We start from the raw sequence: 22,704 nt of genomic DNA on the forward strand, positions 1-22,704 counted from the left end.
CAGCGCCTCTGGAGACGATCCGATGAAGCACATGTTCGAAGCAGGCCTCGAGCGCCGTGAGGCCAACTATGTCCCACTAACGCCGATCGATTTCATCGTGCGCGCAGCGGAAGTCTACGGTGAGCGGCCGGCGGTCGTCCATGGGGAGATTCGCCGCAACTGGCGAGAGACCTACGAGCGCGCCCGGCGGCTGGCCAGCGCGCTGCAGCGAGCCGGCATTCAGCGTGGCGACACGGTCGCGGCCTTGCTGCCCAACATTCCTCCGATGATAGAAGCGCACTTCGGCGTGCCCATGGCCGGCGCCGTGCTCAATACGCTGAACACGCGGCTCGACGTGTCGTCGCTGCTGTTCATGCTGCGCCACGGCGAGGCGAAGGCGCTGATCGTCGATACCGAGTACGGCGAGTTCGCGCATCGTGCCGCGCTGGAATTTCCGGACCTGCGCGTGATCAGCGTGGCGGACGCGATGCCCGCCGATCCGGCTCAATTCATCCGTGCGACAGACTACGAAGCGTTCCTGCAATCCGGCGACCCCGAATTCGCGTGGACCCTGCCGGCCGACGAATGGGACGCCATTGCGCTGAACTACACCTCCGGCACGACCGGCGATCCGAAGGGCGTGGTCTACCACCATCGCGGCGCGTATCTGAACGCGCTCAGCAATATCCTCGAATGGGATATGCCCAAGCACGCGGTCTACCTGTGGACCTTGCCGCTATTTCACTGCAACGGCTGGTGTTTCCCGTGGACGGTAGCCGCGCGTGCCGGCGTCAACGTCTGTTTGCGCAAATTCGATGCGAAGACGGTGTTCGATCTGATTCGCCGCGAAGGCATCACGCACTATTGCGGCGCGCCGATCGTTCAGAGCGCGCTCGCGAACGCGCCGGCCGAATGGCGCGAGGGCATCGAGCATCGCGTGTCGACGATGGTGGCGGGCGCGGCGCCCGCGCCGGCAGTGATCGCGAAGATGAAGGAGATCGGCTTCGATCTCACGCACGTGTACGGACTCACCGAAACCTATGGGCCGGCCGCGGTCTGCGCAAAACAGGAAGAGTGGGAGTCGCTCGACGACAGCGCGCGCGCCGAACTGAACGCGCGGCAGGGCGTGCGCTATCACCTGCAAGCGGCGGTGACCGTGCTCGACCCGGACACGCTCGCACCCGTGCCCGCCGATGGCGAGACCATCGGCGAGATTATGTTCCGCGGCAACATCTGCATGAAGGGCTATCTGAAGAACGAGCGTGCGACGGACGCCACCTTCCAGGGCGGCTGGTTCCATACCGGCGATCTTGGCGTGCGGATGCCCGATGGCTATATCCGCATTCGCGATCGCAGCAAGGACATCATCATTTCCGGCGGCGAGAACATCTCGAGCATCGAGGTCGAAGACACGCTGTACCGTCACCCTGCGGTGTCCGTAGCCGCCGTGGTGGCGATGGCGGACGCGAAGTGGGGCGAGGTACCGTGCGCCTTCGTCGAGCTCAAGGAGGGCGCTCAGGTGAGCGCGGAAGAGATCATTGCGCACTGCCGGCTCTTTCTTGCGGGATACAAGTTGCCGAAAGCGGTGCGCTTCGGCGAATTGCCGAAGACATCGACGGGAAAAATTCAGAAGTTCGAACTGCGCGCGCGCATCAAGGCCGAAGAAAAGCCATGATGCGCTTGCGGGTGCGATGGTGTGGCGTGCCGAATGGCACGCCAGTGCCGGTACTGCGCGCTGTGTGGATCACGTGCGCGCCATCGCATAGGATTGCGCGCCGGTCGCGCGCTTAGCCGCGCGTGTCGACCCAGTGACGTGCCCAGCGCGCCGAGTGCTGCAAAGCCTGTTCTTCGTTCGTGAAGTAATCGAGCGAATAGAACTGGTAGCGCCCTTCGGTGCGCGCGCTGTCGGCGCGTTCGAGCAGCAGATTGGATGAAAAAGTGCCATCGGGCAAACGATGCGCCGAGGGTTTGACGGCATAGCCGTTGTAGTGATGAATATGTTTGTTTTGCATTTTATATTTTAATGATGTTCGAGTGCGCGCCTGCCTTGCGGACCCTTGTACGAGTCGCGCGGACGAGCTGATTCAAAGCCATTGCGAGCCGAATCCTGACGCAGTCGGAAAAGCGAAAAATGGGCGTTGAAGCCGGAGGGGAGAATGAGGTGCAACGAGGCGTTTGGCGCTCAGGCAAGCTGCTTGAATGGCATGCAGCTCAAAGCGATACGCGCAAACTGTGGGAGACAAAGCTCCGCGAGGATGTCGCTGCAGCCCGATGTCCGTTGCCGGACACCGAGCCCTTCAAACTTACAGCGGCTTGATGTTAGCCGCTTGCAGACCCTTCGGGCCTTGCTTCGTTTCGAAGCTCACTTTCTGATTCTCAGCCAGCGTCTTGAAGCCGTCGCCGCTGATTTCGGAGAAGTGTGCGAACAGGTCGTCGCCGCCCTTGTCCGGGGTGATGAAGCCAAAGCCTTTGCTGTCGTTGAACCACTTAACGGTACCGGTATCCATGAAGAATCCTTGAGGTAAAAATAGAAAGATGTGCTCTGTGAAAGAGCGCGTGAAGCGTCAAGGAGGGAGAGGACAACGAATACCGCTGAGGGAGCGAGACATTGATGAACAGCAATCGAACTTCTTGAACTTCGGATGCCACAGTAACCGCCGGGGTGTATCAACGTCAACACTTATCTTGTAACTGTTTTGCCGGGTGCCGCGAACGGCTTGCGCTGCGCGCTTGCCGATAGAGCCCTGGTTCCCGGCTTGCCGTGCGACGCGGCACGGCAAGCCGTTCGAGCGGCAACGCGTTTCAGATACCCACTTTGTGTGCCGTCAGGATGAGGCGCAATCCCAGCGCGGCGACGGCGCTCGCGGCGACCCGATCGACCCAGGCTTTCCATTGCAGGTAAATTTCGCGCGGTCGCTTGCTCGAAAAACACAGCGCGACAACGGTGTACCAGCCGGCTTCGATAGCGAAGATCGCAGGCGGCAATGCAAAGTAGCACCACAGCGGCGGATGTTGCGGCAGCAGGGCCGCGAAGATACTGCCGTAATAAACGGCTGTCTTCGGATTACTGAGTTGTGTGCTCAAGCCGATCCAGAAAGATTTACGGGCATTGGCCTGGACCGCTTGCGTGGCATCGAAGGCGAGCGGTTTGGCGGCGCCACGCCAGATTTTCGACGCCAGATAGATCAGATAGAGGCCGCCTGCCACTTTCAGGCCGACATAGAGCCATTCGACGCTCGCCAGCAAGGTATAGAGACCGAGCAACGCGATGCCGCTAAAGAACACACCGCCGACGCCCATGCCAATGGCGGTGGCGAGACCATCGCCGCGCGACAAGCCGATCGCATTACGGGCGACGATGACGAAACTCGGTCCCGGACTCATGGCGCCTAACAGGAGTGCGACGAGGATGGTGATGATGGCGGTTGAAGCGGTCATGGTCGAGTGTCTCCTGTGCGCTAGCGTGCTATCAGTGAAACATAACATGAGAGTGCGAGGCTTTGCTTTTGTCCCTTTGCTTCGCGCTCATTTCTTGTCGATGAGTATTGCCGCTTCTGCTAACAGTCTGGATAACCCAATGGCAATTGAAAAGCCCTGCAACGCGGACTAACAATTCATTGCTGCAAGCAAAAGAAATTGGATGCTAGAATCGCTTTCCATACGCTGAAGCAGCCCCGAACCACGGGGCGAGACAAGAGCGCAATTCGATCCGGTTGCCGACGAATTCCCCATAATCCAAGATTTAATGGGCATGATTTCCAGGTGCGAGTTCTCCCGCATCGGGAGAGGCATCGCGAGTTCGATTCGCACTCGAGCCATCTGAATCACGCATAGGCTTCGCGTTGTTTAGCGAAGCCTTTTGTTTTTCTAATGCGAGCATTATTAGCCGCGATACCGGTACGTTATGAAAGAGCTTGGAGAACAACGGCAGCTCGACTTCGACGGGAATGCGCGTGAGCGCCTGGTCGCATGGATCCGCCGACGCATGGACGAATACGGCATTACGATAGAAGCGCTCGCCGAAGCGATCGAAACCGATGCGACCGCGACCCGGGCCGTGATGTATCGCGACGCCTACGGCAATACGTGGGACGGTCACGGTGATAAACCGGACTGGCTCGCGCGCGCGATTTACGCTGGACAGAACATCGATCATTTCCGTTGCTGAGAGTGGCGTCTGCCGCTTGCTCGCGGTTATCGCATAGCCTGCCGGCGCGTTCCTTTGCCGTTGATCGCATGCGCGATCTGCCTTAAGATCGGCGCGTCGTTGCCGATTCCGTGCCCGTTCATACGGGCGCATGCGGCACAGAACTGGAAGCTGCATACCGTACGGTCGTCGAACTCCTTCATCTGAATTTCCTGCTTTACGTTTCCCTGCATGGTTCCGCTGTCTCGCGGTATTCGGCCTGTTGTGGCTGAATATCGGCGGGTCGTTTGGTGCGGCCCACCAGCCTGCACGTCAGCCGTCCGTGCGCGTGAGCCGGCACGTCGAAACGTCCACGAGGCACACGTCCAAAGCGAAAGCCAAACGCTCGAGCAAAGCGAAGAAGCCCACTCCCGGCAAGGCTCGGCGTCGTGTCACGCACAAGCGCAAGCACGTGACGGGCACCGAACGGACGATGCATGCCAGCAAGATCACACCTAAACATCGCCGGCAAGCTGTGCGCAATGCGCGGGATGCGCGCGGCGCGAGGCGGCCCGCAGAGTTGGCGGCAAAGCGCGATACGCAACATGTATCAGCGTCGCGCGCGTCGATGCCGCATAAAGCGCTTCGCCTGCTGGCGCGCTGCGGCTATACGCCGAAATCGCGCGCGTTGCTGCGCGCCAGATCCGTCTACGTCGTCGACGAACGAACGCAAACCGTACTCACTGAAAAGCAGGCTGACCGAGTCATGCCAATCGCTTCGGTATCCAAACTGATGACAGCCGTCGTGTCGCTCGATACGAGGCATGCATTGAATGCGCCGCTCAACGTTGCGGTTCAGGACCAGGATTTCGACAAGTTCACCGGTTCACGTTTGAGTGTCGGTTCGACGCTGTCGCGCCATGACATGTTGCATATTGCGCTGATGTCGTCGGAGAACCGCGCTGCGGCCGCGCTCAGTCGCGATTATTCGGGCGGCCGTCCGGGCTTCGTCGCCGCGATGAATGCGAAGGCGCGCGCTCTCGGTATGCGGCATACGTCGTTTGTGAACGGCACGGGCTTGTCGCCGCAAAACGTTTCGACAGCGCGGGATTTGTCGTTGCTGGTCGCCGCGGCCAGCCGTTATCCGTTGATTCGCGCTTATTCCACCGATCGCGCGCAAGTGGTTTTACCCGGCGGCGGACGAGCTAGCCTGAGCTATCACAACTCGAATGCGCTGGTGCGAGGCGGCGACCGCTCGATCGTTCTGCAGAAAACCGGCTTCATCAACGAGGCCGGACACTGTGTTGTCGTGCGAATGAGGGTGCACGGCAGGCCGGTCGACATCGTGGTGTTGGGTGCGCCAGGCGCGCACGATCACATTGCCGACGTGACGAGAATCAGCCGCTGGCTGCGCTGTTCGTTGCGCTAAGCGTTATTCATCAGACAAGAAGGCCGAAAAAGACCAAAAAAAAGCCCGCGCAAGGCGGGCTCAACTACTCGGAGTATCGCGATCCAGTCGCTAGAAGGATCATGCTCAGTGTATGTGAAAGCTATATGAAAGTGTAGAAAAACCGCGTCAAAGATCGAAAAATACGGTTTCCTTATCGCCTTGCATGTAGATGTCGAAGCGGTAGACGTTAGCCACATGCGGCTCGCGGCGTGCGATCAGCGTGGCGCGCCGGTCCGCTGGAACCGTTGCCAGTACGGGGTCTTTCTCATTCGCCGCGGCTTCGTCCTCGAAATAGACGCGCGTGAAAGTGTGCAGCAGCATGCCGCGCATGGTCAGGATCACATTCAGATGCGGCGCTTCATCCGGGCTGACGCGGCCCGGTTTCACCGTTTCCACGACGAAGCGTTTGTGCGGATCCGTGCCGGTGCCGACACGCGCGAAACCGCGAAAGCCGGTCTTCAGGATTTCGTCGCGCGACTCCGGGAAGTGCCCATTCGCGTCCACCTGCGACACTTCGAGCATGGCGTCGCCGATCACCTTGCCGTCGCCGTCGAACACCTGGCCGACGATCGTGATGTGCTCGCCGGCCGCTTCGCGGTCAGCCAGAACGGGCGTAAACAGGCTCTTGAAGTCGAAATCGTACTGCTGCGGGCACAGACCGTACGCGAAGTAAGGTCCGACCGTTTGCGAAGGCGTTTGCTTGAGGGTCGTCATGGCTTAGCGCTCCATCGGAGTTTCGTTGCGGCCGCGCAGCACGATGTCGAAGTCGTAGCCGAGCGCATAGGCCTCTTGCGTGGTGTCGAGCGAGAAATCCGCGATCAGGCGGTCACGGGCGTGCTCCGGCGTGCCCTGGAAGATCGGGTCGAACGCCAGCAGCGGGTCGCCGGGGAAGTACATCTGCGTGACGAGGCGCGAGCCGAAATGGTCGCCGAAAAGCGAGAAGTGGATATGGTTCGGACGCCACGCATTCGGATGGTTGCCCCACGGATATGCGCCAGGCTTGATCGTCAGGAAACGGTAGCGGCCTTCGTTGTCCGTGATGCAGCGGCCCGCGCCGAGGAAATTCGGGTCGAGCGGCGCGTCATGCTGGTCGGCCTTGTGAACATAGCGGCCGGCGGCGTTGGCTTGCCAGATTTCGACCAGCGTGTTGCGCACCGGGCGGTTGCCGTCGTCGAGCACGCGGCCCGTCACGATGATGCGCTCGCCAAGCGGCTCGCCATTGCGTACGGCGTTTCGCGTCAGGTCGTGGTCGAGCGCGCCGAGGTCATCGGTGCCGTAGACCGGCACGCGCTGGTCGCGCAGCTTTTCCTTCAGCGGAATCAGCGGACGCGTCGGGCCGCGTTTGACCGACGAACCGTAGCCGGGGTAGACGTAAGCGGGATGCGACGTGAAGTCACGCGCGCTGAGAAAGGAATCGTCCATCAGTGTCTCCTTCGAGGAATTGTGGGATACGGCGTTATGGAAAGACTTTATCCAACCTGAGAGGTTATGCAAAATGACGTTTTCGCCCTTTTCGTATAACCTGCCGTTATGCAACGCAGTCTCGCGGATAGCCGCGTCAAATTCCGTCATCTCCAGTGCTTTCTGGCCGTCGCGCAGTTCGGCAGCGTCCAGCGGGCCGCTGACAGCCTGTCGATCACTCAGCCCGCGGTCTCCAAGACCGTTGCCGAACTCGAAGCGATTCTCGGGGTGAAGCTGTTCGAGCGCGGCCGCCACGGCGCCGTGCCGACCCGCGAGGGGCAACTTTTCATGCCGCACGCGAGCGCCTGCGTCAGCGCGTTGCGCCAGGGTGTCGATCTGCTGGCGCGCGCGGAAGGCGCTGCCGCTGCCACGCTGGAAATCGGCATCTTGCCGACCGTCGCGGCGGCATTGATGCCGCCGGTGCTCAAGCAGTTCGCCACGCTGTGGCCGCGCGTGATCGTGCGCCTCGCGACCGGCGCCAACCCGGAATTGCTCGAGCGCCTGAAAGCGGGCACGATCGAATTTGCGATCGGACGTCTGGCCGATCCCGAGCGTATGGTCGGGCTCAGTTTCGAGCAACTGTTCAGCGAGCCGTTGATCGCGGTGGTGCGCGCCGGGCATCCGCTCGCGGCGGACGCGGGCTTACCGGCAACCTCGCTCGAAGATTTTCCGGTTGTGTTGCCGCCGTTCGGCACGTTGATCCGGCAATCGGCGGACAGCCTGCTGAGCGCGTGGGGCGTGCCGCCGTTGTCGGCGTTCGTCGAGGTATTGTCGGTTTCGACGGGACGCGCGTTGACGCTGGAGAACGACGCGGTGTGGTTCGTCCCGCTGAGCGCTGTCGAATACGAGCTGGCGCACGGCATGCTGGTCCGTTTGCCGTTGCCCTTTGCCGGCACCGGCGAGCCGGTCGGATTGATCCGCCGCTCGGACACGCAGCCGTCGCCGGTCGGGCGGGCGTTTATCGAGGCGGTGCGCGAGGTCGCGCAGCAGCGCATGGCGTCGAGCGCGGACAAGGCAGCCGGTAAAAGGGTGCAGAAACGGAGCCGCAAATAGGGCGTCCGGTACTCAATCATGGTGATGAGCGCCGCGAGGCATGCGGCGCGCCGTCGTGTGAACCATCCGGTACAAAATGAAGGTTGCGGACGCCCGGCTACCCGGTGTACAAACACGGTGCAAAAGCCGTGGTGTCACACTGCGGATGTGGCGGCGGCTTGCACCGAACACCGGAAACAGCAGGAACAGTGTCGAAAGACTGTAAAGGAGATTGCCATGCCCAGCGACTTGCCCACTCCAGACGCCGCGCTGCGCGCCGTGTCGGCGCCTGAGCACAATCCGCTCGGCACCGCCGGACTCGAATTCGTGGAGTTCGCCGCGCGCGATCCGCAGGCGCTTGGCGAAACCTTCACCAAACTCGGTTTCAAGGCGATTGCGCGGCATATCAGTAAGGACGTCACGCTTTATCGTCAGGGCGAGATGCAGTTCCTCATCAACGCCGAGCCGGATTCGTTCGCCGCGCGCTATGCCGAGGAATACGGCGCGGGCATTTGCGCGATCGGCATTCGCGTGGCGGACGCGCAGCGCGCCTTCGACCGCGCGATCGAACTCGGCGCATGGGCGTTCGAAGGCGAAAAGATCGGCACGGGCGAGCTGCTGATTCCGGCCATTCAGGGCATCGGCGACTCGCACATCTATTTCGTCGACCGTTGGCGCGGCCGCGGCGGCCAGCGTGGCGGTCTCGGCGACATCTCGATCTTCGATATCGACTTCCGGCCCATCGAAATCGACACGGCGCATGCCGACTTGAGCCATGCGGGCACCGGCCTCGTCGCGGTGGACCATCTGACGCAAACGGTCGGCGAGGGCCGGATGCAAGAATGGCTCGACTTCTACCGCGACCTGCTCAACTTCCGCGAGATTCACGAGTTGCACGCCAACTGGCATGTCTCGGCGGAATCGCGCGTGATGGTGTCGCCGTGCGGCGCGATCCGCGTGCCCTTGTACGAGGAAGGCACGAGCCGGACCAACCTGATGCATGAGTACCTGCCGGACCATCCGGGCGAAGGCGTGCAGCATATCGCCCTCGCGACCGACGACATCTTCGCGTGCGTCGAACAATTGCTCGCGAACGGCGTCGAGTTCGTCGAGCCGCCGCCACGCTATTACGAGCAACTCGACGCGCGTCTGCCGGGTCATGGGCTCGACGTCGCGCGGCTCAAGCGCACGCACGTGCTGGTGGACGGCGAGATCGGCGCGGACGGCGTGCCGCTGCTGTTTTTCCAAACCTTCGTGCGGCGCCGCGCCGGCGAAATATTCTTCGAGATCGTCCAGCGCCAAGGTCATCACGGCTTCGGCGAAGGCAATTTGAGCGCGCTGGCAAAGGCGCGCGAACAAGCGGGCGCTTGAGGTTTGATCTGACGCCGGCTCAACCGGTATAGGGCGGGCCGCCCAACTCAGGATTCACCGCGCTGTAGGCGGCGGCTTCGTGCAGCAGCCACTCGCGGAAACTCGCCAGCGGCTTGCCATGACTCAACTCGGTCGGATAGACGAGGTAGTACGCGGAGTCGGCGACCGCGGGCGCGTTGAGCGGAATCACGAGCCCAAGCTGGCCGAGTTGCGCTTCGACGAAAAAGCGCGGCACCAGCGCAATGCCGAGACCGGCCGCGGCCGCACTGATCAGCATGGTGTGGAGTTCATAGCGCACGCCCTGCATGGTCCGGTTGTCGTCGACGCCCATGCTGGCGAACCATGACGCCCAGCCGTCAGGCCGGGTGGTGGAATGCAGCAGCGGATAGTCCAGAAGTTCGGCGGCGCCTTGAACGGGCCGCTTCAGCAAACTCGCCGCGCACACCGGCACCACCTCCTCGCTAAACAGAAAATCCGCCGACGTCCCCGGCCATGTGGGCTTGCCGTAATGAATCGCGGCTTCGAAATGGGTCTCGGCGAACGGGAACGTGCCGGTTCGCACGCCCATGTTCACGCGCACGTCCGGATACTGCGTATTGAATGCCGCGAGCCGTGGAATCAGCCATTGCGACGCGAAAGTCGGCAGAACGGCCAACTCCAGATAACCGCCGCCGCTGCCGTGCGCGATGATGGACAGCGTGTCGCGATCGAGTTGTTCCAGCGAGCGCCGCACTTGCGCGCTATAGACCTTGCCTGCCTTCGTCAGCACCACGCGCTGTTTGACGCGTACGAACAGCCGCACGCCAAGATTGCTCTCCAGCGTATTGATCTGCCGCGAGACCGCGCTCTCGGTCAGGAAGAGTTCGCGCGCCGCATGCGTGAAGCTCTCGTGCCGCGCGGCGGCTTCGAAAGCGAGCAGCGCGCCCATGTTGGGGATCTTGAACTTTCGCACGTTGATTCCAAAAACGCATCAAGTGGCGATTTTATCTCGCTTTACGGCAAGCCGGCAGGTTTGAATAATCACGCCTTCGATCGTGCCGTCCTGCGGCTTGCACCCGCACCGGCAGCTCTGCTCGAACATGTGAATCAGCGCCCGTCAAAGCTACGTAGAGAACCGCTATGCGAAACATCAAGAATGCGAATGTCGAACAACTGCTGCTGAAACTGCTCGGCGCCGACAAAACCACACGGCTCTTTGCGACGCTGAATCATCCGCGCATTCTGGACGAAGGGGAGGACGGCATCGTCACGCGAGCCGAACTCGCGCAGGCGATGAACATGGCGCTGTTCGAGGATCTGCTGGCGCGCTCGGCGAACGGCCGCCAGTACACCGAGGAGACGATCGCAGCAGGCGGCAGCGTGTACTTCGATCACGGCGCGTTGCGCACGGTGCGCTGGCCGCACAGCGGCGCGTTGCCGACGGGTGAAGCCGCGTTCGCACGCATTCTTCGTCCGCTCGGCTTCAGCATCAACGGCCGCTATCCGCTCGACCGCCTCGGCATGACCGGCCGCGCCTGGGCGCACGACGACGCGCCCGATGAAATCGCGCAGTTCTTCGTCAGCGAATTGCATCCCGAGCGGTTCTCGGCAGAATTTCAGCAGGCCGTGACCAACGTGATCGGCGCGTCGCGCGATCCGTTGACGCCGCGCGCCATCGGCCAGTTGTGGGAGCTCGAGCGGGACGGCGTGCTGCCGCTCGACGCGGCGTATGAATTGCTGCCGGTGATCGTGGGCGCGTTCGCGCGGCAGCACGACATGCCACGCGAAGCCGATTACGAAGTATTGTTGAAGGAATCGGCGGAGATGGCATGGATCGCGACCGAAGGCAACGCTTTCAATCACGCCACCGATCGCGTCGCGGATGTCTTTCAACTCTCCGACGACGAGAAGGCCAAGGGTCGTCCGATGAAACCGGAAGTGGAGCGTTCGCGCTCGGGCCGTGTGTTTCAGACGGCGTATCGCGCGGACCTCGTTCAGCGCGAGTTCCGCGCAGCTGACGGCGGCATCGTGACGCGTGAAGTGCCGGGCTCGTTTTACGAGTTCATCACGCGCAAGCGGACTTTCGATCAGGACGCGCGTCGTTGGGAAACGGACCTGCGTTTCGACGCGGGCAACGCACAGGGCATCTTCAAGATGACCGCGAGCCAGGCTGCCTGAGCGCGAATCGGCGGCATCGGCACGAGAAACGGGGAGCGCAGTGGGAACGTCATTTGATGAAGAGCAAGGCGCAAGCGTCGATGAGTTGGACGGTGCCGGCCGCCGCGCGTTGAAGAAGACGCCGCGCATCGCCACGCCTTTTGCGGGCAGCGCCGCTGTGATGCAGGCGCTCGAAGCCGATTTGCGCAGCCACGTGCGCGGCGAAGTGCGCTTCGACCAGGGCTCTAAAGCGCTGTATGCGGCGGACGCGTCGAACTATCGACAAGTGCCGCTCGCCGTCGTCGTGCCCGCGGACGTCGACGACCTGTTGGCCACGCTCGCCGCCTGCCGCCGCAACGACGTGCCGTTTCTCGCGCGCGGCGGCGGCACGTCGCAGAACGGGCAGTGCGTCAACGTCGCGGTAGTCGCCGACGCGAGCAAGTATGTGAACCGTGTCGTGTTGGTCGATCCGGTCGAGCGTGTTGCGATCGTCGAACCTGGTGTGGTCTGCGATACCTTGCGCGATGCGGCGGAGCGGCATGGCCTCACTTTCGCACCCGACCCGGCGACGCATAGCCGCTGCACGCTCGGCGGCATGATCGCCAACAACTCGTGCGGCGCGCATTCGGTGATGGCCGGCAAGACGGTCGAAAACGTCGAAGCGCTGGAAATCGCGACTTTCGACGGCGCGCGGTTCTGGGTCGGTCCGACATCCGATCAGGAACTCGAACGCATCATCGCGGCAGGTGGCCGTCAGGGTGAAATCTACGCCGCGCTGAAGCAACTGCGCGACACCTACGCCGAGCAGATTCGCGCGAAATTCCCGCAGATCAAGCGGCGTGTGTCGGGCTTCAATCTCGATCAACTGCTGCCGGAAAACGGCTTTAACGTCGCACGTGCATTGGTCGGCACCGAAGGGACCTGCGCGCTCACCTTGCAGGCGAAAGTGCGTCTCGTGAAGAGCCCGGCCAAGCGCGTGATCGTCGTGGTCGGCTTCACGGATATCTACACGGCGGCGGACGCCGTGCCGCATTTCATGCGCTGCGGGCCGATCGCTATCGAAGGACTCGACCGCGCGATCATTCGCGGCTTGCAGGCGCGCGGTTTGAAAAAGGACGAGATCGCGTTGCTGCCCGAAGGCGATGCGTGGGTCGTGCTCGAATTCGGCGCGGACACGCAAGACGACGTGATGCGCGAGGCGCGAGCCGCCGCCGCTTACTTTGCCTCGGGCGAAGCAGGGCCGAATGTGTCCGCGATGCTCGTCGAAGATCGCGCGTTGCAGGCGAAGGTGTGGTCGATTCGTGAGACCGGCGCGTCGGCGGTGGCGTTATCGGTCGATTCCGGCACGCCGGACCCGGTGGTCGGCTGGGAAGATGCGGCGGTCGATCCGTTGCGTCTCGGCGACTATCTGCGCGCGTTCCAGGCGCTGGTGGATCGCTACGGTTACGAGACGAGTCTCTACGGCCATTTCGGCGATGGCTGCGTGCACGCGCGCATTACCTTCGATCTGCGCAGCGCGGAAGGTGTCGCGACGTGGCGCAAGTTTCTGCGCGAAGCGGCCGAACTGGTGGTCGAATTCGGCGGCTCGCTGTCGGGCGAACACGGCGACGGCCAGGCGAAGGCCGAGTTTCTGCCGATCATGTACGGCCCTGAACTGATGCAGGCGATGGAGCAGTTCAAGGCGATCTGGGATCCGGCCAATCGTCTGAATCCGGGCAAGGTCGTGCACGCATATCGCGTCGACGAGAACCTGCGCATGGGGCCCGCTTACAAGCCGGTCACGCTGCAAACCCGACTGACGTTCGCGAGCCAGGAGGGCGACGGTTTTCAGCGCGAGATCGAGCGCTGCATCGGCATGGGCAAATGCCGCTCGCTCGATGGCGGCACGATGTGCCCGAGTTATCGCGCGACGCGTGAAGAGAAATATTCGACGCGTGGCCGCGCGCATCTGTTCTGGGAAATGCTGCAAGGCGATGTGATCGCCGACGGCTGGCAAAGCCGCGAAGTGAAGGAAGCGCTCGATACGTGCCTCGCGTGCAAGGGCTGCAAATCCGATTGCCCGACGCATACGGACATGGCTTCGTACAAGGCGGAATTTCTATCGCATTACTACGAGACGAATCGTCGGCCACGGCAGGCGCTGTTCATGGGACGGATCGGCGAATGGGCGCCGTGGGCGGCGCGTTTGCCACGTCTGACGAACTTCATGACGTCGGCGCCGGGTTTGTCTTCGTTCGGCAAGTGGCTGGCCGGCGTCGCGCAAACGCGTGAATTGCCTCGATTCGCGGATGCCACGTACAGGCAGATCGCACAGCGTTCGCCGCAAACGGCGCGTGAGGTTCGCGGTGAGGTGAAGAAAGTCATCCTATGGGTGGACACGTTCAACGATCACTTTACGCCCGAGATCGCGCAGGCCGCCGCCGATGTTTTAAAGCAACTGGGCTGGCACGTCATGTTGCCGAAGAACCGTTTGTGCTGCGGGCGGCCGCTCTATGACTTTGGCCTGCTCGAACGCGCGCGCGAACTGCTCACGCACATTCTCGACGACCTCGCGGACGATATCGCCGCCGGCGTGCCGCTCGTCGGTCTCGAACCCGGTTGTTTGTCGGTGTTTAAGGACGAATTGCTGAAGCAACTGCCCGGCCATCCGCTAGCGAAGAAACTGTCGGCGCAGACTTTCCTGTTCTCCGATTTCGTCGCGCGTCAGCCGTTCGATTGGCCGACGCTTGACGCGGACGTGATCGTGCACGGACATTGTCATCAGAAGGCGCTGTTCGGCATGCAGGGCGACACCGCGTTGCTGAACAAGCTCGGCGTGAAATGGAAGCTGCTCGATACTGGATGCTGCGGCATGGCCGGATCGTTTGGTTTTAACGGGGAGCATCACGCGCTGTCCACGAAGATCGGCGAAGACAAGTTGTTTCCCGCGGTGCGTGCGGCGCACGCGGAGACGATCGTGCTGACCAACGGGTTCAGTTGCCGCGAGCAGATCGAGCAGGGCACGGGGCGTCACGCAATGCATATTGCGCAACTCGTGCAGCGGGCGTTGGCGGCGCGCTAAAGCGCATTCATGCGCACTGAGGTGCTTGCGTTACTTCTTCGTCGATTCAATGGCGACCGGCGCTTGCGGAATGTCGGCGCTGGTCGCCATCCACAACACTTCGGCGTCTTCTTCGCTCGTGGAGACCGCCGCGTGACCGGTGCGGCTGTCGAAGTAGAGGCTGTCGCCGGCGTTCAGATGCGTCGGCGCATACAACTCCGAATAGAGGCACACGCTGCCGCTGATCACATACAGAAATTCCTCGCCTTCGTGACGACCCCAGTCGTCGAATGCGTCGAGTGTGTGCGCGGAGATGCGGATGCGAAACGGCAGCATCGCTTTGTGCGCGAGGTCGGTGGCGAGCAGCTCCATCTGGTAGCCGCGATACGCATGGCGCTGGCCTTCGTTTTTGCGGGTCAGCGCGCGACGCCCGCTGGCGCTGACTTTCGGTGTCGAGCCGAACAGCTCGCCGATTTCGATCTTCAGTCCTAGGACGATTTTCTGCAGGACGTCGAATGTGGGGGACATCAGGCCGTTTTCGACCTTGGAGAGCGTCGAACGGGACACGCCGCACAGGCGGCTGGCGGTTTCCAGTGTCAGATCCTGCGCCTGGCGGGCGGCGCGGACGCGGCGGCCGAGGTCGGTGGTGGACGGATCAGTGGGTTTGGAGAGATGGGTGTCCATGGGGCTTGATGCTTCGAATGCGCGCTTTAGGGGGACGGTGTTGTTTCCGATAATAACATTTGGGGCGAGCCGCAAGTTTCGCGGGGAGGGTTGGGGTGTTGGCGGTGGGGCCATCGGTGGCGCTTTGAGCGGCCGCGCTTGGCTTAAGCGGCGGAAAGGATCAGCGCGATCGAACCGTATGGGATCTGCGCGTGTTTTTCTCATTGGAAACTTTAGTCTTTGCGTATGGCCGGCAGCGGCAGCGGCGGTGCTGTGGTTGGACCAACTATTAACTTAGGTTGCAAGTCTCGTTTTATATAGCGGGCTTGATAATCGCACCGGCTTTGGACGGAAGGCATTAGTTAAGATATTGCGCTACACGCTATGCTGTCGTGGCATCCGCTAGCCTTGATAACGTCATTCCCCGGCCGGCGAAGCAATCCCGGTCAACCGATTAAGGAAAGGTTAAGAAAAACAGATGCTTGCCAAATATCAAAGACCGCATTCATTTAATCGCAAAGCCTGGTATGCGAATGGCATATCAATAAATTATGTTAAATCGCCTTGATGGTGGATTTTTCTTTGTCGCATGCATTACGATGCTGGAATTAAAAGCAGCATCGACAAGATAAACGATCCATGTCTCAGAATCGTAAAAAACGACCAACGGGGAATCAGGCGCGCAGAAAGCCGCTTGGCAAAGCCAAGCTCTTGCCGCATACCGCGACATACGTGCGAGAACAGTCGTTGCGCTGGCATCTCGCCTTGGCCGCATTTCAGGCGGGCAAGGGCAACGGCGAACTGCTGGCGAAACTGGTGAAGGCGCTTTACCTGGCCTGGTATCTTCAGCAGGCCGGATTCGGTGCGCTGGAGCGTGATTTATATATCGATGCCGAACGTATTCTGGATGCAGCCGCCCGTAGCGCGAGTGAAGAAATCTGGCTGATCGCGGCAGCAGACTGCGCGCCGATCACCAGGCTTCTCGATTTGCACGAACAGCAACTGCAAACTGCGCCCGTGTTCGCCGTGGACGAAGCTGAGTCACGCGTCGTGCATTTTGGACGAAGCGACAAGCGATCACCGTGGTGAGCGGATTTGAAGTGCGGCTGATTTAGCTTCGATCCCGGTCAGGCGTGACCCGGGCGTTCGCTGAATCGCCGCGTTGCAACGTGCAGCGCCGCGCTCGGACTATCGAGCGGCCGTCTTCCCTTCTGGACGAGATCGGCGGCGGGCGCCATCCACGGATGAGCGAACGCGACAACGGTCGCACCCGCCTCATACGCCTCATCCGCAGACAATGCGGTCGCTGCCAGGCATGCTTGAATGTCGCCCGCTCTGAACAGCGCCCAAACGTGGCCAACGTGAACGACCTCCACTGATGCCGCGCTTTTGCTTGCGTGCTCCGCGAAGAGTTTCCTGGTCGACTCGATTGCCGATTCAGCGGCACACAACACGACGATTCTTCCGCCCGCTTCTGCTGCCGCCGCAGCCAAAGCGACGTCCGCTCGGACGATAGGCACACGGGGACTCCTGATATCGCCCACGGCCGGCCCGAGCGTGGCGCAAGTCAGAATGACTGCATCGGAATCGGCTGCCAGCGCGAGAAGGCGCCGGTTTGTCTGGGCTCGCAACTCGTCGGAGAACGTCCCCGCTTGATCGACAGCCTCGCGAAGATCCGCCCTCACTTCATGCTGAAGTTCTTCCGCCCGCAGCCCAAGCGTTTTGGCTGCCTGCTCAAACACTTGCAGGTTTCCATCCATCGTATGCAGAAACGAAATGCGCATGGCCGTATGCCTCGGTGTCAGGTGTGTCACGTCGACGCCGCTTCGTGGCTTTCGCGCCGACGGGCGGCCCAATCGGTTCGCCTGCATTGTTGCAACGTCGTTGCGGGCTAACAAGGCAAGCTCTTCTACCGGTATCGCCGCTACCTCTCTTACGCGAGCGATCCGCGACGATATAGCCGCCTTATGGGCCGTTGTTCCGTGCATTCGGGAAGTCCGTTGAGCCCTAATATCATCGGTTCGCATCCTGCTAGCTGTCATTTAGCTTGTATCCCGAACGTCGCCGGACGTCCGCAGACGTAGTAACGTATTGAAAATTTAACCTTTCGCCCCGCTACATTGATTCTTGAGGCGCATATGTCCACGGACACAGACACCATCACCGATGAGCAGATCGCTGCAATCGCCGACCGCATGGTCGAAGAAGGCAGAAGAGTGTCGCCAGTGACAATCTGGAAAGAGGTACGCGGCGGTTCACTAGTGGCGATAGTCGCGGCCTTGCAACGCTGGCGCGAAGCGCGGCAGGCGGAAACGCCGCAAGTGCAGGCCCAGCCCGGATTGCCGGAGGGCCTCGCCGAAACGGTGATCAGCGCCGCGGATCGGATCTGGGCGGCGTCTCAACACGATGCGGAGAAGGCGTTCAACCAACGTCTCGCCACGGTGAACCAGGATCTCGAAGCGGCCCTCGCGGAACGGGACGAGGCGCTCGCCGAATGTCAAAAGACGATTGATGAGATCGAAGCGGGGCGCAATCGACTCAGCGCGCTGACGGACGCGCTGAGCGCGTCGGAAAGTGCCGCTCAGCGCCTCGAAGCGGAACTCGCGATCGCCAACGGCCGCGCTGAAGCGGCTGAGACCCATGTCGGCGAACTGGTTCAGCAAGTGTCCGCGCAAGACGCCAAGCTGAAGACGGTGAATGCATCCCTCGACGAGGAACGGCTCACGAGCGAAGGGTTGGCCGCCTCTCTCGCGGACAAAAGCGCTGAAGTCGCTCAGATCACGCGGGAACGTGATCAGGCGCGGCACGAGATCGCGACGTTGAGCGACGTCTGTCAGGCGAAAACAGAAGAAGTGACGCGATGGTCGCATGAGGCGAGCGCGGCCACGTCGCGTGCTGAAGCGGCGGAGGCGCGCATTGAGGAATTCGCGCGGCGTGCGTCGGTGGACCAGGCCAAGATGGAGGAGACAAACGCGTTGCTTCAACAGGAACGCAAGGCGCGTGAGGAGTCGGCCGCGCTTGTCTCGAGCAAGAATGATGAAGTCATGCGAGTCACGCAGGAACGTGATCAGACGCAGCAGGAAATCGCCACTTTGCGCGACGCCTTTCAGGTGAAGTCGCAAGAAGCGGCTCAGCTGTCGCAAGAGGCGAGCGCGGCTTCGTCACGTGCGCAAGCCGCAGAGGCGCGCGTGGTAGAACTCGCGCAACGTGTGTCGTTGCAAGATGCTAGCCTGGAAGATGCAAAGGCATCGATTGAAGAAGCACGCCAGGCACGTGAGGAATTGGCTTCGATTGTCTCCGTCACGAACGATGAAATGACGCGAGTCGCTCAAGAGCGTGATTTTGCGCAGCAGGAAATCTCAACCTTGCGCGAAGCCTATGAGGCCAAGTCGCAGGAGGCAAGCGCGGTCTCGTCGCAAGCGCAGGAAGCACAGGCGCGAGTGGACGAACTCACGCAGCGCTTGTCTTTGCAAGATGACAGCCTGAACAAGACGACGGCGCTGCTTGCATTGGAACTCAAGGCACGCGAGGAATTGGCCTCGCTTGTCTCCAGCAAGGACAATGAGTTAACGCGAGTCACTCAGGAGCACGATCAGGCGCTGCAGCGAGTCACAACGTTGGACGCCGCTTATCAGGCGAACTCGCAAGAAGTGGCACGATGGTCGCAGGAAGCGAGCGCGGCGACATCGCGCGCGCAGGCGGCAGAGGCACGTGTAGAAGAACTCGAGCAGCGTGCGGCGTTGGCTCACGACAAGCTGACAGCGACGAACGCATCGCTTTCAGAGGAACGCAAGGCACGTGAAGAGTTGGCCGCGGTTATCTCGGCCAGGAACGACGATTTAACGCGAGTGACTGAGGAGCACGATCAGACGCGGCAGCAGTTCGCCACTTTGCGCGACGCCCATCAGGCGAAGACTGGAGAAGCGACGCGACTGTCCGAGGAATTAAGCGCGGCTACGTCGCGTGCGCAAGCAGCCGAGGCACGTGTAGTAGAGCTCGCGCGGCACGCAGCGTTGCATGCTGACGATCAGAAAGCCACGACGGCTTTGCTCGACGAAGAACGCGAGGCAAGAGCTGCGTTGGCCGCAGAGATATCAAGCAAGAACGATGAAATAGCGCGAGCCACTGAAGAGCGCGACCGGATCCAGCAGCAGATCGCAAAGTTGAGCAGCGCCATTCAGGCCAGCCAGGAAGAAGCGGCCCGGTTGTCGGCGGAGTTGGAAGCGGCTTCGTCGCAAGCAAAAACTTTCGAGGCGCAGGCAAACGAGAACCATGCGCGGCTCACCGCACTGGAAGCTGAACTGGAGCAAGCCCGCGCTGTGCTGACAGCGGAGCGCGAGGCAGCCGAGGCGCGGGCCGAGGAAACGTCGGCTCAACTCAGCGAGTTCCAGCGCGTCAAGCATGAACTGGACGAGGCGCGGGAGCAGATCAGTGCCGTGACCGAGGCGAAGACACTGGTCAGCGCCAACCTCGCTCGGCTATCACAGGACGCGTCCGCCGTGAAGGAACGCGCGGAGGCGGCCGAACAGCATGTCGCGCAGCTGGAGCAGCGCGTCGCGTCGCAAGCCGCCGCTATCGCGCAACACACTCAGCGCGCCCAGCAGTTAGCAGCCCGCGCCGAGGAGAACGACAGCTCGGAGGAAGTCGCGACGTTGCAACGTCAAGTGTCGGCGCAAGCCAAGGCTCATGCAAAGGCCATGAACGAGCTTCGCACCACGGCCGAACAGTGGGTCGTGCACGCAAAGGACCTGAAACAGCGGCTCGGTCTGGCAAGCGAGAAGATCTTGTTCATCGACGCACGCAGCACCGGCGAAGTGGCACTCGTCCGGCGGCTTTCATCCGAACTGGAGCGGCTCAAGCCGGACCACGAATTGATCTCGAGAGAGATGCAGCAAAAACTGATCGCCGCGACGATGACGCACCAACTTGCGCAGAAGGGCTACCGTTACGATCCGGCGACGGCGGTCATGTCGAAGGTCACGACCTGACGCGTGCCGGCCGCTCAAACGCATGATGAAGAAAAGGCGCGCGCCCGCAACGCGCGCCCCATGAGTCCGACGCTTACGGCGCGACCGGCTTGCCCGACGCGTCCTTCACCTTCTGTTTCCACTGCGTGCGGATTTCAGCCGTCACGGATTCCGGCAGCGAGATGTAGTCGAGATCGTCGGCCGCCTTGCCGCCGTTCTTGAATGCCCAATCGAAGAACTTCAGCGTCTCGGCGCCTTGCGGTGCTTTGTCCTGAGTCGTGTGCAACAGCACGAACGTCGCGCCGACCACGGGCCACGCGTTCTTGCCCGGCTCGTTCGTCAGGATCTGGTAGAACGACTTCGACCAGTCGGCGCCGGCTGCTGCGGCCTTGAAGGTATCAGTCGCCGGCACGACCACCGTGCCCGCTGCATTTTTCAGCGCGGTATAGGTCATGTGGTTCTGCTTCGCATACGCCCATTCGACATAGCCGATCGCGCCCGGCAGGCGCTGCACGAAAGCGGCGACGCCGTCGTTACCCTTGCCGCCCGTGCCCGTCGGCCAGTTCACCGTCGCGCCTTCGCCCACTTTCGATTTCCACTCCGGGCTCACTTTGGACAGATAGTTGGTCCAGATGAAACTCGTGCCCGACCCATCGGCACGGCGGACCACGGCGATGTCGGTATCCGGCAGCTTGATTTTCGGATTCAGCGCGACGATCGCCGGATCGTTCCACTTCTTGATCTTGCCCAGATAGATGCTGCCGAGCACTTCGCCCGACAGCACCAGTTCGCCAGGCTTCACACCCGGCACGTTGATTGCCGGGACCACGCCGCCGACCACCGTCGGGAACTGGAACAGGCCGTCCTTGGCCAGTTCGTCGTCTTTGAGCGGGGCGTCCGAGCCGGCAAAATCCACGGTCTTCGCAATGATCTGCTTGATGCCGCCCGACGAGCCGATGCCCTGATAGTTGACCTTGCCGCCCCCGGTCTTTTGATAGGCGTCAGCCCATTTCGTATAGATCGGCGCGGCGAAGGTGCTGCCCGCGCCGGTGATGTCGGCGGCGTGCGCGGCGCTGGCACACAGCGCACACACAACCAGCGTAAGTTGCTTGAGATTCATGGTGAGACTCCTCATGGCGACGCGGTCGCCGTCGATGGGCTGCAACTTAAGGGTGAAATATGACGTTCTTGTGACTACTCAAGTTAAATGATCCGCTTGCCTAAGCTTAAGCATTCGCTAAGTCGACGTCGTGAAAACTAGCGGGTTAACCTTCTTTTGATCGGCCGCGATATGCTCAGGCCTTTGATTCCGGTTCAATCTGTGCGGCGCCTGAAGTTGGAATTGCCTGGCGATCGCCACGGTTCTGATTTCGGCCGGCAAATTGCTGGATAGGCCAATCCCGCACGGGAAGCAAACGCTGAATGAATGACCTATGAGATCTGATCTGCTACTGCAAACCTACGGCGCGGACTCGTCCGGCATGGTCTGCGGCTTTCTGTTTTCTTCGACTCGCGCCGGACGCTCCGTCGACGCCGACGAAGTCGCCGAATGGCTCCAGGCCCACGACGCGAACGGCCCAGCGAAGGAAGGCAGCGAGTTTCTCTGGCTCCACTTCAATCTGGCGCACAGCGCCAGCGAGCGCTGGATGAGAGCCCAGCTCGACTTGCCCGAGACTTTCTTCGACGCGTTGCGCGAAGGCTCGCACTCCACACGTATCGAACATGCGGACGGCGCGCTACGCGCGGTCGTGAACGACGTCATGTTCAATCTGGAGTTCATCCCTTCTGAGATTGCGACGCTGTGGATTTACGCGAATCAGCGGATCATCGTGACCGCGCGTCTCAAACCGCTGCGTTCGGTCGACCGATTGCGCGCATCCGTTCGGGAAGGCGAGGTATTCCGGTCTCCGGCGGAATTGCTGGTTCACCTGATGCATGATCAGGCGGACCTGTTGGTGCAGATCGTCCGGCGAACCAGCGCCGACGTCGATCGGATCGAGGACCGGTTCTTGTCGCAGCGGCCAACGCAGAACCGGATCGATCTGGGCGCGATGCGTCGTATGCTGACGCGCTTGCAGCGCATGCTCGCGCCTGAGCCCGGCGCGATCTTCCGTCTGCTCGCAAGGCCGCCGCGCTGGCTGCATTCGGAGGACGTGCAGGACCTGCGCGAGTCGACGGAAGAGTTCTCCGTGGTGCTCTCGGATGTGGCCGGGTTGATCGAACGGGTCAGGCTGTTGCAGGAGGAGATCATTTCCCGCCTCGAAGAGCAGAACAACCGTACGCTGTTCACGCTCACACTGGTGACGGTTCTGGCGATGCCGATCAATATCGTCGCGGGTTTTTTCGGCATGAATGTGGGCGGTATTCCGCTCGCTGAAAACCGGCACGGCTTCTGGGTAATGGTGTTACTCGTCGCCGGTTTTACGGGCCTCGCGGGATGGTGGGCATTTCGTCGGCGCAGGGAACGGTAGTGGCGAAG

General features: G+C 61.6%; 20 protein-coding genes. 10 read left to right on the forward strand and 10 right to left on the reverse strand.

Going from position 1 to position 22,704, the window contains the following annotated elements:
- Positions 1–22 precede the first annotated feature (22 nt).
- A complete protein-coding gene (locus ACQKRQ_RS33655; RefSeq protein ID WP_408178511.1) occupies positions 23–1,654 on the forward strand; it encodes an acyl-CoA synthetase in 1,632 nt (543 codons plus the stop codon).
- A gap of 112 nt (positions 1,655–1,766) precedes the next feature.
- Here ACQKRQ_RS33655 and ACQKRQ_RS33660 read toward each other — a convergent pair whose 3' ends face one another.
- The 3 genes from ACQKRQ_RS33660 to ACQKRQ_RS33670 form a co-directional block, all read right to left on the reverse strand.
- On the reverse strand, positions 1,767–1,991 hold the full coding sequence (locus ACQKRQ_RS33660) for a hypothetical protein (protein WP_132383764.1): 225 nt from the start codon (positions 1,989–1,991) through the stop codon (positions 1,767–1,769).
- Between the two features lie 291 nt (positions 1,992–2,282).
- Positions 2,283–2,486 (reverse strand): cold-shock protein, encoded by a 204-nt coding sequence (locus ACQKRQ_RS33665; protein WP_012428559.1) that lies wholly within the window; start codon positions 2,484–2,486, stop codon positions 2,283–2,285.
- Positions 2,487–2,781: 295 nt separating this feature from the next.
- Positions 2,782–3,417 (reverse strand): LysE family translocator, encoded by a 636-nt coding sequence (locus ACQKRQ_RS33670; RefSeq protein WP_408178512.1) that lies wholly within the window; start codon positions 3,415–3,417, stop codon positions 2,782–2,784.
- Between the two features lie 466 nt (positions 3,418–3,883).
- Here ACQKRQ_RS33670 and ACQKRQ_RS33675 point away from each other — a divergent pair, with 466 nt between their 5' ends.
- Positions 3,884–4,147 carry an H-NS family nucleoid-associated regulatory protein gene (locus ACQKRQ_RS33675; protein ID WP_427481746.1) on the forward strand — a complete coding sequence of 88 codons (264 nt, stop codon included), beginning with the start codon at positions 3,884–3,886 and terminating at the stop codon, positions 4,145–4,147.
- A gap of 26 nt (positions 4,148–4,173) precedes the next feature.
- Here ACQKRQ_RS33675 and ACQKRQ_RS33680 read toward each other — a convergent pair whose 3' ends face one another.
- The gene (locus ACQKRQ_RS33680) at positions 4,174–4,329 is read right to left on the reverse strand and encodes a hypothetical protein (protein WP_427481982.1); all 156 of its coding nucleotides are present in this window, start codon (positions 4,327–4,329) and stop codon (positions 4,174–4,176) included.
- Between ACQKRQ_RS33680 and ACQKRQ_RS33685 the strand changes: the two genes are divergently transcribed.
- Positions 4,278–5,534 (forward strand): serine hydrolase, encoded by a 1,257-nt coding sequence (locus ACQKRQ_RS33685; RefSeq protein ID WP_427481748.1) that lies wholly within the window; start codon positions 4,278–4,280, stop codon positions 5,532–5,534. The genes ACQKRQ_RS33680 and ACQKRQ_RS33685 overlap by 52 nt on opposite strands.
- A 147-nt stretch (positions 5,535–5,681) precedes the next feature.
- Here the strand turns inward: ACQKRQ_RS33685 and pcaG are convergent, their stop codons facing one another.
- Entirely contained in the window at positions 5,682–6,269 is a 588-nt protein-coding gene (gene pcaG, locus ACQKRQ_RS33690; RefSeq protein WP_132383770.1) for a protocatechuate 3,4-dioxygenase subunit alpha, read from the reverse strand.
- A 3-nt stretch (positions 6,270–6,272) separates the two neighbouring features.
- Positions 6,273–6,977, reverse strand: coding sequence for a protocatechuate 3,4-dioxygenase subunit beta (gene pcaH / locus ACQKRQ_RS33695; RefSeq protein ID WP_427481750.1), 705 nt, complete (start codon positions 6,975–6,977; stop codon positions 6,273–6,275).
- A gap of 108 nt (positions 6,978–7,085) precedes the next feature.
- On the opposite strand from pcaH, the gene pcaQ reads away from it, so the two are divergent.
- Both pcaQ and ACQKRQ_RS33705 read left to right on the forward strand, forming a co-directional pair.
- Complete coding sequence (gene pcaQ / locus ACQKRQ_RS33700) at positions 7,086–8,069, forward strand: pca operon transcription factor PcaQ (protein WP_427481752.1); 984 nt, start codon at positions 7,086–7,088, stop codon at positions 8,067–8,069.
- 216 nt (positions 8,070–8,285) lie between these two features.
- Positions 8,286–9,419 (forward strand): 4-hydroxyphenylpyruvate dioxygenase family protein, encoded by a 1,134-nt coding sequence (locus ACQKRQ_RS33705; RefSeq protein WP_408178515.1) that lies wholly within the window; start codon positions 8,286–8,288, stop codon positions 9,417–9,419.
- Between the two features lie 19 nt (positions 9,420–9,438).
- Here the strand turns inward: ACQKRQ_RS33705 and ACQKRQ_RS33710 are convergent, their stop codons facing one another.
- Positions 9,439–10,371, reverse strand: a complete 933-nt coding sequence (locus tag ACQKRQ_RS33710; protein WP_427481754.1) for a LysR substrate-binding domain-containing protein — start codon at positions 10,369–10,371, stop codon at positions 9,439–9,441.
- A 167-nt stretch (positions 10,372–10,538) separates the two neighbouring features.
- Between ACQKRQ_RS33710 and ACQKRQ_RS33715 the strand changes: the two genes are divergently transcribed.
- Entirely contained in the window at positions 10,539–11,576 is a 1,038-nt protein-coding gene (locus ACQKRQ_RS33715) for a DUF1338 domain-containing protein (RefSeq protein ID WP_408287056.1), read from the forward strand.
- Positions 11,577–11,616: 40 nt separating this feature from the next.
- Positions 11,617–14,616 (forward strand): FAD-binding and (Fe-S)-binding domain-containing protein, encoded by a 3,000-nt coding sequence (locus ACQKRQ_RS33720; RefSeq protein ID WP_427481756.1) that lies wholly within the window; start codon positions 11,617–11,619, stop codon positions 14,614–14,616.
- Positions 14,617–14,646: 30 nt separating this feature from the next.
- Here the strand turns inward: ACQKRQ_RS33720 and ACQKRQ_RS33725 are convergent, their stop codons facing one another.
- Positions 14,647–15,279, reverse strand: a complete 633-nt coding sequence (locus ACQKRQ_RS33725) for a helix-turn-helix domain-containing protein (RefSeq protein WP_427481758.1) — start codon at positions 15,277–15,279, stop codon at positions 14,647–14,649.
- A gap of 618 nt (positions 15,280–15,897) precedes the next feature.
- Here ACQKRQ_RS33725 and ACQKRQ_RS33730 point away from each other — a divergent pair.
- Positions 15,898–16,347, forward strand: coding sequence for a hypothetical protein (locus ACQKRQ_RS33730; RefSeq protein ID WP_427481760.1), 450 nt, complete (start codon positions 15,898–15,900; stop codon positions 16,345–16,347).
- A 38-nt stretch (positions 16,348–16,385) separates the two neighbouring features.
- Here ACQKRQ_RS33730 and ACQKRQ_RS33735 read toward each other — a convergent pair whose 3' ends face one another.
- Positions 16,386–17,285 (reverse strand): arylsulfatase, encoded by a 900-nt coding sequence (locus ACQKRQ_RS33735; RefSeq protein WP_427481762.1) that lies wholly within the window; start codon positions 17,283–17,285, stop codon positions 16,386–16,388.
- A gap of 111 nt (positions 17,286–17,396) precedes the next feature.
- Here ACQKRQ_RS33735 and ACQKRQ_RS33740 point away from each other — a divergent pair, with 111 nt between their 5' ends.
- Positions 17,397–20,246 (forward strand): DNA-binding protein, encoded by a 2,850-nt coding sequence (locus tag ACQKRQ_RS33740; protein ID WP_427481764.1) that lies wholly within the window; start codon positions 17,397–17,399, stop codon positions 20,244–20,246.
- 73 nt (positions 20,247–20,319) lie between these two features.
- Here ACQKRQ_RS33740 and pstS read toward each other — a convergent pair whose 3' ends face one another.
- Positions 20,320–21,360: a phosphate ABC transporter substrate-binding protein PstS gene (gene pstS, locus ACQKRQ_RS33745; protein WP_279388652.1), complete on the reverse strand. Its 1,041-nt coding sequence runs from the start codon at positions 21,358–21,360 to the stop codon at positions 20,320–20,322.
- A gap of 298 nt (positions 21,361–21,658) precedes the next feature.
- On the opposite strand from pstS, the gene ACQKRQ_RS33750 reads away from it, so the two are divergent.
- The gene (locus ACQKRQ_RS33750) at positions 21,659–22,696 is read left to right on the forward strand and encodes a transporter (RefSeq protein ID WP_132383787.1); all 1,038 of its coding nucleotides are present in this window, start codon (positions 21,659–21,661) and stop codon (positions 22,694–22,696) included.
- Positions 22,697–22,704 lie beyond the last annotated feature (8 nt).

The organism is Paraburkholderia sp. NPDC080076 (genome assembly GCF_050281145.1).
Lineage (GTDB): Bacteria > Pseudomonadota > Gammaproteobacteria > Burkholderiales > Burkholderiaceae > Paraburkholderia.

What these genes read in the sequence shown, in the direction of transcription:
- ACQKRQ_RS33730 (WP_427481760.1), top strand. Translation starts at nt 15,898, where the DNA reads ATGTCTCAGAATCGTAAAAAACGACCAACGGGGAATCAGGCGCGCAGA.
- ACQKRQ_RS33670 (WP_408178512.1), bottom strand. Translation starts at nt 3,417, where the DNA reads ATGACCGCTTCAACCGCCATCATCACCATCCTCGTCGCACTCCTGTTA.
- ACQKRQ_RS33675 (WP_427481746.1), top strand. Translation starts at nt 3,884, where the DNA reads ATGAAAGAGCTTGGAGAACAACGGCAGCTCGACTTCGACGGGAATGCG.
- ACQKRQ_RS33705 (WP_408178515.1), top strand. Translation starts at nt 8,286, where the DNA reads ATGCCCAGCGACTTGCCCACTCCAGACGCCGCGCTGCGCGCCGTGTCG.
- ACQKRQ_RS33665 (WP_012428559.1), bottom strand. Translation starts at nt 2,486, where the DNA reads ATGGATACCGGTACCGTTAAGTGGTTCAACGACAGCAAAGGCTTTGGC.
- ACQKRQ_RS33715 (WP_408287056.1), top strand. Translation starts at nt 10,539, where the DNA reads ATGCGAAACATCAAGAATGCGAATGTCGAACAACTGCTGCTGAAACTG.
- ACQKRQ_RS33685 (WP_427481748.1), top strand. Translation starts at nt 4,278, where the DNA reads ATGCGGCACAGAACTGGAAGCTGCATACCGTACGGTCGTCGAACTCCT.
- ACQKRQ_RS33680 (WP_427481982.1), bottom strand. Translation starts at nt 4,329, where the DNA reads ATGAAGGAGTTCGACGACCGTACGGTATGCAGCTTCCAGTTCTGTGCC.
- pcaH (WP_427481750.1), bottom strand. Translation starts at nt 6,977, where the DNA reads ATGGACGATTCCTTTCTCAGCGCGCGTGACTTCACGTCGCATCCCGCT.
- pcaG (WP_132383770.1), bottom strand. Translation starts at nt 6,269, where the DNA reads ATGACGACCCTCAAGCAAACGCCTTCGCAAACGGTCGGACCTTACTTC.
- ACQKRQ_RS33735 (WP_427481762.1), bottom strand. Translation starts at nt 17,285, where the DNA reads ATGCGAACCGATGATATTAGGGCTCAACGGACTTCCCGAATGCACGGA.
- ACQKRQ_RS33655 (WP_408178511.1), top strand. Translation starts at nt 23, where the DNA reads ATGAAGCACATGTTCGAAGCAGGCCTCGAGCGCCGTGAGGCCAACTAT.
- ACQKRQ_RS33725 (WP_427481758.1), bottom strand. Translation starts at nt 15,279, where the DNA reads ATGGACACCCATCTCTCCAAACCCACTGATCCGTCCACCACCGACCTC.
- ACQKRQ_RS33750 (WP_132383787.1), top strand. Translation starts at nt 21,659, where the DNA reads ATGAGATCTGATCTGCTACTGCAAACCTACGGCGCGGACTCGTCCGGC.
- pcaQ (WP_427481752.1), top strand. Translation starts at nt 7,086, where the DNA reads ATGCAACGCAGTCTCGCGGATAGCCGCGTCAAATTCCGTCATCTCCAG.
- ACQKRQ_RS33740 (WP_427481764.1), top strand. Translation starts at nt 17,397, where the DNA reads ATGTCCACGGACACAGACACCATCACCGATGAGCAGATCGCTGCAATC.
- pstS (WP_279388652.1), bottom strand. Translation starts at nt 21,360, where the DNA reads ATGAGGAGTCTCACCATGAATCTCAAGCAACTTACGCTGGTTGTGTGT.
- ACQKRQ_RS33660 (WP_132383764.1), bottom strand. Translation starts at nt 1,991, where the DNA reads ATGCAAAACAAACATATTCATCACTACAACGGCTATGCCGTCAAACCC.